This window comes from Protofrankia sp. CiP1_Cm_nod3 (genome assembly GCF_982290655.1).
Map to the genome: position 1 here is coordinate 1 of NZ_CEVIVD010000254.1, position 3,729 is coordinate 3,729.

Sequence of the window (3,729 nt, forward strand, 5' to 3'; positions counted from 1 at the left end):
CCCCATTACGAGCTCGCCGTCGAGGCCGACCCGCGGCTCCGGGCGTTGGCTGCTTTCGCCGAGCTCACCCTGACGGTCTGATCAACATTCAGGCGGGGTCCGCCATGTTCTGCTTTCCTATAACGCAACAGACCCGCCGAGAGCTTCATCGTCGCCCGGGTGTAGACGGCGATCCGCGGCAACGGGTCGCCGTGCTCGTGGTTCCGGCAGAAGATGCCCAACCGCTTGGGGAGCGCTGCCTCGCGAAGCGCGTCGGCGGCACTCGAGTGGGCGGCGGCCCCGGCAGGCGCCGGAGCGGGAGCGCTGTCCGGCCCCGGCGCAAAAGCCGCAAATGCTCCGTCGCTCGCTGCGAAGCTGCCGACGACCACCCGACGCGTCACGACGGCCCCCCATAATCAATGCTCGAGTCGAAGGGTTGGTGCGGACCGGGACCGCGCCGCATCCGATCGACCGACATAGCACAAAATAGGGCATCACTGCAGCGCCATCCCCGGGCTACCCGGCCTGTCGCGATCTTCTTCACGTCCAGAAGGGAAAATCGACAACCAGCTCAGCCCAGTAATTCCTACAAGATCTTGTCTCGAACAGGTTGAAGGTTCAGGATGGACTCTATCGCGAAACGCGACGCCGCCAGCTCCGGCTCCACGTTCGACGCCGTACTTTCCACGCGCGTCGCGTGTTCACCCGCCCCTTTCTCCCCTCGCTCTGCCCCTCATCCGCCTCATGGCGCCAACTCCCCCGCCACGTGAGGTCCATGGAGCCCCCGAACGCCTGGAGCGCGACCGGCAGGTCGACCCAGATCAGATCCCTGGACGGAAGCTCCAGGGTCTTCCGGAGCGCCCGCCACACGGCCGCGTAGCGCCCGCACAGCTCCCGCAGGCTCGCGGGCTCGATCTCCGCCCGGCCCAGCGCCTGCTGTTCCGCCGCCTCCAGGGATAGACGAGCGCAGCTCTTGAGTGGGGACAGCTCCGACGCCTGTCCCACGCACTCGGCGACGGCCTCGAGCGCCCCGTCGACGCTGTCGGCCATCCTATTCACCGCGGTTTGATATTCGGCGCGTGTAACCTGCCATGCGCTCTGTAGGTCGTCGAGACACCGGATGTCGTCGGCCTCGGGAACGGGTGGCGGGAAGTCGTCGACCGCACGAGCTCCATCGGCCACCGTGCGCACCTTGTTCACGAGTGTCACGCGGTCGGTCCAGTTACGCCCGCGGTCTGAGACGACGTGGCGGACCGAGCTCCAGACGTCTCGTTCGACGTCCAGCCACAGTCCGAGAGCGGAGACGGCGACCGGGGTCGGCGACCGGGAACGTGTGACCCAGATATTCTCCATGATTACCGCCGTGGTGTCGAGCAATGCCCGGACGTAGGCCGTGACCTGGGTCAGCACCACGTCATCGGGCCGAGGGACGTCCGCGCTGGAGCGAGGAAGGAATGACCGCTCGAAGCGCACAAAGGCCTCGTGCGTGCGTAGCTTCGCCAGGTCCGGGTCCTCGGCCAGAAGCCATGACGGACGGAGAGCACCGTCGTCCTCGTTCACCGCCTGCGCGAGCTCGGCGACGGCGAGGGCCGCCAGCCGGTCATCAGTCCCGTTCGGAAGCACAAGACCGCACGTCCTCATCGCGACGCTATAGACGCACGCCCTATTGTAGTGATCTTCCCAGTGTAGCCGGAACGGCGTCCGGCACGTATTGGTGACTCTCCGCTTCAGAGCGTCCACCGAAGTCAGGGTGAGACCTTTCTGGACCATGCGGAACGCACCGCGACGCCAGCGCAGGTTCTTGTGACCGCCACCCATTTGATCTGGCCAGTCGTATTCCTTGGCGGCGTGAGCCAGACGCAAAGGCGCCCAGACGTCGCGGTTCAGCCTGAGGATCGGCCAGGTGGGCATCCCCTCGGTGCGGCGGCGGAGGAGACACCGCAGCGGGTAGTCCTCGGCCATCTGGTACATCTCGTACAGGCAGGCTCGTTGGAAGACTAACGCCAGAAGGCGCCGGTCCCGGCTCTCCAGGGCCCGCCGGAGCAGCTTCTGCGCCGGATCGCGTTCCGCGACGTCCGGGCCCGCGCGCCGGCCCGGCGAGCTGATATCCACAACCAAGGGCCAGTAGCGGTCGACGAGGACGGGGATGAGCGACCGTCGTACCTGCTCCAGCTGCCGCTCGCGCCGCGGGTGGCTGTCTCGACACCACTGCTCGACGGTGTTCTCCCGGGTGCCGAGGACGATCGCGAAGCGATAGCGGGCCTGCACCACAGCCGGATTGTCCCGGAGGCACCTGAGGCATCGCACCAGCTTCCGGCGACGCACCCCCCTCCACGGCCACGGGTCACGGCGGCCAGCACCGGACCCCAGGCCGAGGACACCGGAATATGTCTCGAGCGCATCGAGGTGAAGGCCTAGCTTCTCCTGCGTCGCCGCGATCTGGTTCCGAAGATGGACGTTGGTGGGAGCCAGCCGTGCCGCCGCGTAGTAACGGTCGAGCGCCTGGTCGAACCTGCGTCGCAGGCCGAACTCCTTGGCCTTCTGATAAGCGGTCAGCAGCTCGACGCCCAGCGCCCTCCCGCTCTGGCTGTTCCACGGCGGCTGGCGGCCGGCCTTGGTCACCGGTATCAGCTTCGCAACCGTCCAGTACCCGGCCGCGCGAACCGCGAGGTCCCAGCTGGACTCCCATATCGTCTCCGACCGGCTTCCTCGGATGGCATACGAGGTGACGGTCACAGTGATACCGAAACGCGGTTCGGTAATGCGGACGCGCAGCACACCACCTACCCGGTAGGCGACCTTCGGCCGCAGCCGGCTGAACAGCCGCAGCAGGCTCGTTCCCAGTTTCTTTGGGTCGACATCGACGTCTCCAAGCAGGTCCACAAAACTGTCCGCGGGCGCCTCAGCCGGCAGGGATGTAGGCGGATAAAGCTCCGTCTCGGACAGCTGCTTGCGAAGCTGGGCGGTGAGATCACGGGAGTTGGGCTGCGGTTCGCCCACCGGAACAGCCGCACTAAGCTCCTGGACATCCACCGGCCCGGGCCGGTACGCGTTGACCTCCAGTCGCCACCGCCGGAATGCCGCGAAGAAGAGGAACAGGAGTGTCAGGAAAGCGGCCCGGATCGTCCACAGCTTGGCGGACACCCCGCCGCTGACGACCCGAGCGATCCCCGCGAAGAACTGGGCGACGACGCCCACGACCGGGCCTATGACGGGCACGTCGGTCCGCCACGCCCGCGGCTGCCCGTCGCCGGCGAGCCACGCCAACCCCAGCAGAGCCACAAGGGCTCCCGCCATCAGCGACAATCGCCACCGCACATGAGGAACCGGTAGCGAGGTCTGCTCGATCAACATATCCTCCCTCGAGGATCGACGTCGGCATGGACCAGGTCCCAGTTACCACGCTCCCCCTGCCGCGCGTTGCCGCAAGTTGAGGGAGTGTCCGAGCTCCGGCTCTGTCGTACTTTCGGTAGTGACTTACAGTCAGCTTCTATAGCGACCTGTCACGTCTGGTGGGATCGCCTGGCAATAAATGCTTTCGGAGGCCTCGCTGCCAGTGGTGGCCGGCGCATTCGACGAGAATGATCTTGCCTGCCCGCGACCACAGACACCGGAGCGGTGGAGGCCCGCCTAGATTGGGCAGAATTCACCCACTGCTTCTACCGCGTCCACCTCGGCTACACATTGTCACCGCCGAATGTGCGACAGATCCCGAGCTCCGGTGTAACAACTCGTTTCACAAAGACTGGG

Annotated in this window: 1 protein-coding gene; it reads right to left on the reverse strand. The window is 66.2% G+C overall.

From position 1 onward, the window contains the following. Positions 1-609: 609 nt before the first annotated feature. On the reverse strand, positions 610-3,261 hold the full coding sequence (locus tag AC5LUJ_RS23785) for a hypothetical protein (RefSeq protein WP_493465828.1): 2,652 nt from the start codon (positions 3,259-3,261) through the stop codon (positions 610-612). Positions 3,262-3,729 lie beyond the last annotated feature (468 nt).